This is a genomic window from Streptacidiphilus neutrinimicus (assembly GCF_000787815.1).
Lineage (GTDB): Bacteria > Actinomycetota > Actinomycetes > Streptomycetales > Streptomycetaceae > Streptacidiphilus > Streptacidiphilus neutrinimicus.
On sequence record NZ_BBPO01000143.1, the window covers coordinates 2,435 to 9,393 of the forward strand.

Annotated in this window: 5 protein-coding genes; 2 read left to right on the plus strand and 3 right to left on the minus strand. The window is 72.4% G+C overall.

The window, feature by feature from the left end; genetic code table 11:
* Positions 1-467 precede the first annotated feature (467 nt).
* Entirely contained in the window at positions 468-2,459 is a 1,992-nt protein-coding gene (locus tag TR48_RS37495) for an acetoacetate--CoA ligase (protein WP_042375223.1), read from the plus strand.
* A 51-nt stretch (positions 2,460-2,510) separates the two neighbouring features.
* On the opposite strand, the gene TR48_RS37500 is transcribed toward TR48_RS37495, so the two are convergent.
* A complete protein-coding gene (locus TR48_RS37500) occupies positions 2,511-3,320 on the minus strand; it encodes a class I SAM-dependent methyltransferase (protein ID WP_042375225.1) in 810 nt (269 codons plus the stop codon).
* Between the two features lie 147 nt (positions 3,321-3,467).
* Between TR48_RS37500 and TR48_RS37505 the strand changes: the two genes are divergently transcribed.
* Entirely contained in the window at positions 3,468-4,547 is a 1,080-nt protein-coding gene (locus tag TR48_RS37505; RefSeq protein ID WP_084730091.1) for an EamA family transporter, read from the plus strand.
* Between the two features lie 10 nt (positions 4,548-4,557).
* Here the strand turns inward: TR48_RS37505 and ptsP are convergent, their stop codons facing one another.
* Together ptsP and TR48_RS37515 are read right to left on the minus strand one after the other, a co-directional pair.
* Positions 4,558-6,228 (minus strand): phosphoenolpyruvate--protein phosphotransferase, encoded by a 1,671-nt coding sequence (gene ptsP / locus TR48_RS37510; RefSeq protein ID WP_042375227.1) that lies wholly within the window; start codon positions 6,226-6,228, stop codon positions 4,558-4,560.
* 52 nt (positions 6,229-6,280) lie between these two features.
* Positions 6,281-6,730, minus strand: a complete 450-nt coding sequence (locus tag TR48_RS37515; protein ID WP_042375228.1) for a PTS sugar transporter subunit IIA — start codon at positions 6,728-6,730, stop codon at positions 6,281-6,283.
* Between the last annotated feature and the right edge of the window lie 229 nt (positions 6,731-6,959).

The window sequence follows — 6,959 nt, forward strand, 5'->3', positions numbered from 1 at the left end:
CCCCCCCGCCCCCCCCCCCCCCCTTCCCCCCGCCCCCCCCGCCCGCCTCACCCGCCCCCCACGCTGGGCCGACGCCATCTCCGCCTCCCTCGCCCTGCCCCTCCTCCTCACCTCCCACGGCCCCCACAGCAGCGCCGCCACCTTCCTGCCGGCCCCGTCCCCCGCCCTCCCCGAAGCGGGCTGACGCAAGCGCGTGAGCACCGTCGCCTCGAACGGCGGCTCGCCCGGATTCCTCGGCACGACGCGGAGGCGCATCCAGCAGTCCATCCACGCGGCGGTCAGATCCTCGTCGGGGGGCCCACACCGCGCGCAGGTGGTTGCCGCCGCCCACCGTCTTCACCGAGACGAGCAAAGAGACCCCGGGTTGCCTGGCGTGCCGACCCGCCTTCGTGGCAGATTCTGCCTAGGCGTTCCCCACCCTGCCCGCCGGTGTGCAGGGCGCCTGAGCTCGGAGGCCCGCACAGCGCATGAGCAGCGACGAGATCACTCCTCTGTGGCAGCCCGACCCCGCACGAGCGGCTGCTTCTCGGCTCGCCGCCTTCCACCGGTTCGCCGCCGAGTACTACGGCGCGCCCAAGCCGCTGGCGGACGGGAAGCCGGAAGTCGACTACGCGCAGTTCCACCGCTGGTCGGTCGAGCATCTCGACGCCTTCTGGAGCGCCCTGACCCAGTGGTTCGATGTCCGGTTCACCACCGCGCCGAGCGCGGTCCTGGGTGACGCGTCGATGCCGGGCGCCGAGTGGTTCCCCGGCTCGCGGCTCAACTACGCGCAGCACGTCCTGCGCCACGGCGAGGACCCGCACAACGCCGACACCCCGGCGATCCTGCACGTCGACGAGGGCAGCTCCGAGCCGCGCGTCACCACCTGGTCCGAGCTGCGCCGCCAGGTCGGCTCGCTCGCGGCCGAGCTGCGGCGCCTGGGCATCGGCCCGGGCGACCGGGTCGCCGCCTACGTGTCGAACGTGCCGCAGGCCGCCGTCGCGCTGCTCGCCACCGCCGCCGTCGGCGCGGTGTGGACCTCGTGCGCGCCCGACTTCGGCGCCCGCAGCGTGCTGGACCGTTTCCAGCAGCTCGAGCCCGTCGTGCTCTTCGCCGTCGACGGCTACCGCTACGGCGGCAAGGAGCACGACCGCACCGAGGTCGTCGCGGAGCTCCGCAGCGAGCTGCCGTCGCTGCGCCACGTCGTGCACATCCCGCTGCTCGGCACGGACGCGCCGGCGGGCGCGCTGGAGTGGGACGCGCTGACGGCCGCGCCGGCGGTCCCCGTCTTCGAGCAGTTGCCGTTCGACCACCCGCTGTGGGTGCTGTACTCCTCCGGCACCACGGGCCTGCCGAAGGCGATCGTGCAGAGCCACGGCGGCATCACCGTCGAGCACCTGAAGCAGGCCGGCCTCCACCTCGACCTGGGGCCGCAGGACCGGTTCTTCTGGTTCACCTCCACCGGCTGGATGATGTGGAACTTCCTGCTCGCCGGTCTGCTGGTGGGCGCGAGCATCGTCACCTACGACGGCAGCCCCGGCTACCCGACCACGGACGCGCAGTGGCGCATCGCCGCGGCGACCGGCGTCACCGTCTACGGCACCTCCGCGGCCTACGTGATGGCCTGCAAGAAGGCCGAGGTGCACCCGGGCAACGACCTCGACCTCTCCCGCCTGCGCGCCATCGGCACCACAGGATCGCCCCTGCCGCCGGACGGCTTCCGCTGGATCTACGACGAGATCAGCTCCGACGTCTGGCTCGCCTCCGTCAGCGGCGGCACGGACGTGTGCAGCTGCTTCGTCGGCGGCGTGCCCAGCCTGCCGGTCCACCTCGGCGAGATCCAGGCCCCGAGCCTCGGCGCCGCCGTGGAGGCCTGGGACGCGAACGGCGAGCCGGTCGTCGGCGAGGTCGGCGAGCTGGTCGTCACCAAGCCGATCCCGTCCATGCCCATCGGCTTCTGGAACGACCCCGAGGGCGCCCGCTACCGCGAGAGCTACTTCGAGATGTTCCCCGGGGTCTGGCGTCACGGCGACTGGATCACCGTCACCGAGCGCGGCACGGTGGTCATCCACGGCCGCTCGGACTCGACGCTGAACCGCCAGGGCGTGCGGATGGGCTCGGCGGACATCTACGAGGTCGTCGAGCGCCTGCCGCAGATCAAGGAGTCCCTGGTCATCGGCCTGGAGCAGCCGAACGGCGGCTACTGGATGCCGCTGTTCGTGGTCCTCGCCGAGGGCGCCGAGCTCGACGACGAGCTTCGCACGGCGGTCCGGGACGCACTGCGCACGCAGCTCTCGCCGCGCCACGTCCCGGACGAGATCATCGCCGTGCCCGCGCTGCCGCACACCCTGACGGGCAAGCGCATCGAGGTCCCGGTCAAGCGGATCCTCGGCGGCACGCCGCTGGAGAAGGCGGTCAACCCGGGCTCCATCGACAACCCCGACGCGCTCCGCATCTTCGAGAAGTACCGCCAGGCCTAGTGGGTTGTGGGGCTCTGCCGGTCTGCGGCAGAGCCCCACGCCTCTGACGGGCTACGCCCGGTACAGCAACTCGCCGTGCAGCACGCTGAGCCAGCCGCGCTCGTCCGCCGCCCACGCCTGCCAACCGGCGCTGATGCGGCGGAGATCCGCGTGGGTGGCGAAGCCGTCCGCCACCGCCTGTTCGGCGATGCCGGAGGCGAGGATCCGCTCGGCCCACATCCCGCCCCACCACGCGCGGTCCTCGTCGGACGTGAAGCACCAGGTCGACGAGGACGCCTCGATGTGCCCGGCGTCGTAGCCGGCCTCCAGCGCCCACGCCCGGAGCATCCTTCCGGCGTCCGGCTCGCCCCGGTTCGCACGGGCCACGCGGTGGTACAGCGCGTTCCACTCGTCCAGTTCCGGCAGCGCCGGGAACCAGATGAAGCCGGCGTAGTCCGAGTCCCGTACGGCGATCACGCCGCCGGGGCGGCAGACGCGCCGCATCTCGCGCAGCGCCCGCACGGGGTCCGTGACGTGCTGCAGCACCTGGTGCGCGTGGACGACGTCGAACGACGCGTCGGGGAACGGCAGCGCGTGCACGTCGGCAGTCCGGAAGTGGACCCCTGCCGACTGCGGGACGGCCTGCTCGGCCTGCGCCAGCACCTCCGCGGAGCTGTCCACCGCCGTCACCAGCCCGGCGCCGACCCGTTCGGCCAGGCCTGCCGTGATCGTGCCCGGCCCGCAGCCCACGTCCAGCAGCGTCTGCCCGGGCTTCAGCTCCGGCAGCAGGTGGGCGGCTGAGTTCTCCACCGTGCGCCACCGGTGCGAGCGCAGCACCGAGGCGTGGAAGCCGTGTGTGTAGTGGTTCTGATGCTCGGTCATGTCTACCTCCCGGTCTCGACGCTAGATCACGTCTCATGCATCGAGAAGGGTTGTCTTGTGATACGAGACGCCGACGACATACCCGTAGCGAAGGAACGCTCCTTTGCGCCACGATGCGGTGTACAGACCCGTCAGAGAGGTACGCACATGACGCGTGACGCGGCCACCGCCTCGACCCGCACCGGAGCCACCGCCGCCCCCGCCCACCCCTCGAAGCAGTCCAGCCGTCGACCGCAGGCCATGCTCTGGACCGGCCTCGGAATCGTCTACGTGGTCTGGGGCTCGACCTACCTGGCCATCCGCATCGCCGTCGAGACGATGCCGCCGTTCCTCTCCGCGGCCCTCCGCTTCCTCGTCGCCGGTCTCCTGCTCACCGGGATCGTCGCCTGGCGCTTCGGACCCGCCGCCCTGAAGATCGACGCCCGCCGCCTGGCCACCGTCGTCATGGTCGGACTGCTCCTGCTGGTCGGCGGCAACGGTCTCGTCGTGCTCGCCGAGACGCACCTCCCCTCCGGGCTCGCGGCGCTCCTCGTCGCCAGCGTCCCGCTCTGGGTCATCGTGCTGCGGACCCTCTTCGGCGACCGCCCGCGTGCCGCGACCTTCGCAGGCGTCCTGCTCGGGTTCTGCGGCCTCGCCGTGCTGACCCTCCCCGGCAGCTCCGGCAGCGTCCGCCTCACCGGCATCGTCCTGGTGCTCGCCGCCTCGATGCTCTGGTCGCTCGGATCCTTCGCCTCCTCCCGCCTGCCGATGCCGGCCAACCCCTTCACCGCCAGCTCCTACGAGATGCTCGCGGGCGGCCTCGGCGACCTGGCACTCGGCCTCTTCCGGCACGAGCACCTGCACCTGGGCGCGGTCAGCACCAGTTCCTGGCTCGCCCTCGCCTACCTGGTCGTCTTCGGTTCGATCGTGGCCTTCAGCGCCTTCGCCTGGCTGCTGCAGAACGCGCCGCTGTCGCTCGTCGCCACCTACGCCTACGTCAACCCGGTCGTCGCCGTCGCACTGGGCTGGCTGATCCTCTCGGAGCCCGTCACCTGGTCCATCGCGCTCGGCGGCGCCGTCGTCGTGGCGGGCGTCTTCCTCGTGGTCAGCACCGAGGCCCGAACGAAGCAGGCCCCCGTCCCGGAGGACGAGGGCCCGCAGCAGGAGAAGCCCAAGCAGCCCAAACAGAAGCAGCGCCGGCAACAACAGCCCCAGCCGGCACAGCGGAGTCCGGAACAGCACCGTTAGCCCCGGGGGCTCACTCCCCGGACAGCACCTGGTTCGCCGCCGCGCGCGCGTCGGACGCGTTGTCCGTCGCCCGGGCGGCCGCCGCGGCGCGCTCGCACTGCGCGAGCGTCACCTTCGCCAGCCTCGCCCGCACGTAGGGGATCGAGGCCGCGCCCATGGACAGGCTCGTCACGCCCAGGCCGCTCAGCACGCACGCCAGCACCGGATCCGCCGCCGCCTCGCCGCAGACCCCGCAGCTCTTGCCCAGCGCCTTCGCGGCCTCCGCCGCCATCGCGACCAGGTCCAGCAGCGCCGGCTGCCACGGATCCTGCAGCCGCGCCACCGCGCCCACCTGGCGGTCGGCCGCGAAGGTGTACTGCGCCAGGTCGTTGGTGCCCAACGACAGGAACTCCACCTCCTGGAGGATCGAGCGCGCCCGCAGCGCCGCCGACGGGATCTCGACCATCGCGCCGAACTTCGCCTTCAGCCCCGCCTCCCGGCAGGCGTCAGCGAAGGCCCGCGCGTCCTGGCGATCGGCCACCATCGGCGCCATGACCTCCAGGTGCACCGGCAGGCCCTCGGCGGCGCGAGCCAGCGCCCGCAGCTGCGATCCCAGCACCTCCGGGTGCTCCAGCAGCGTGCGCAGACCGCGCACCCCCAGCGCGGGGTTCGGCTCGTCGGCCGGAGTCAGGAACTCCAGCGGCTTGTCCGCGCCCGCGTCCAGCACCCGCACGACCACCCGGCCCTCGGGGAACGCCTCCAGTACCTTCCGGTACGCCTCGACCTGGGCCTCCTCCGACGGGGCCTTCTTCGAGTCGTCCAAGAAGAGAAACTCGGTACGGAACAGACCGACGCCCTCGGCCCCCGCCTCGACTGCCGCCGGCACGTCCGCCGGGCCTCCGACGTTCGCCAGCAGCGGCACCCGGTGGCCGTCCGAGGTCCGGCCCGGACCGGTCGAGGACGCCAGTGCGGCCCTCCGCTGCTCCGCCTCGGCCCGCAGCGCCTCCTGCGTCCCCTGCGTCGGTTCCACGATGACGCTGCCCGTGCTCCCGTCGACCGCGACCAGCACCCCCTCGGCCGTTCTCGTCGCGCCCGGCAGCGCCACCACCGCCGGGACCCCGAGCGCGCGGGCCAGGATCGCGCTGTGGCTGGTCGGCCCGCCCTCCTCGGTCACGAAGCCGAGCACGAGCGTCGGATCCAGGAGCGCGGTGTCGGCGGGCGCAAGGTCCCGTGCGAACAGGACGTAGGGCTTGTCGCTGTCCGGCACACCCGGCATCGGCACGCCCATCAACCGCGCCACGATGCGGTTGCGCACGTCGTCCAGGTCCGCGACGCGCCCGGCCAGGTAGTCCCCGGCCGCCGCGAGCAGCGCCCGGTAGGCGGCGAACGCGTCGTAGACGGCACGCTCCGCGGAGCTGCCCACGGTGATCCGCCGCTCGACGTCCGACATCAGCTCCGGGTCCAGCGCCATCAGCGCCTGCGCCTCCAGCACGGCCTGCGCCTCACCGCCGGCGAGGTTGCCCCGGGCCTGGAGGTCGGCGGCCACGGCGTCGACCGCCTGCCGCGCCCGCGCCTGCTCACGCGGCGCGTCCTCGGCCGGGATCTGCCGGGCCTCGGGTTCCAGCACCGCCGTGCCCATGTGCCGAACCTGGCCGATCGCCACGCCGTGGCTCACGCCGACGCCCTGCAGGGTCTGTGTCATCTCACCGGTCTCCGCTTTGAGTCTCTCGTCGAAGGGCTGCCGCGCCGCTTCGCTACTTCCAGGTGAAGAGCGTGTCGCCGGTGGCGAGCAGGCCCGTCTCCGCGACGTCCGACAGCTGGTCGGCCGCTGCCTCCAGCGCCACGACGGGACAGATGGACGACTTGCCCGCGGCCTCGACGGCCGTAGGGTTCCACCCGATGACCGGCTGACCGCGCTTGACCGTGTCGCCCTTCTCCAGCAGCAGCTCGAAGCCCTCGCCGTTCAGCTGCACCGTGTCGATGCCGAGGTGGGTCAGCACGCCGTGGCCTTCGTCGTCGAGCACGACGAAGGCGTGGGGATGAAGGGAGACCACGGTCCCGTCGACGGGGGAGACCGCCTCGCCCGGACCGGGCTGCGGCTTGATCGCTGTGCCGGGACCGACCATCGCGCCGGAGAAGACCGGGTCGGGGACGTTCGCAAGCCCGATCGCCTCGCCGGCCAGCGGGGACGTGACGGTCGTCATGGTTGAGCCTCCTCGTCGAGCGGCGGAACCCGCTAGCGCGCCGGGACGGGCGCGCATCGCTGATCAGCCTAAATCATGTCAACTCGGACAGATGGGACGCCTGAGAGGTCTAGACCACTATCCGACTGGTCGACTGTACGTCATCCGGGTGACCAGCGCCGATTTGCTCCCCGACGCGGAGGTGTGTAACTTCTTCGTTGTGCCCGGCGCGGTCCGGGACAAAACCCCT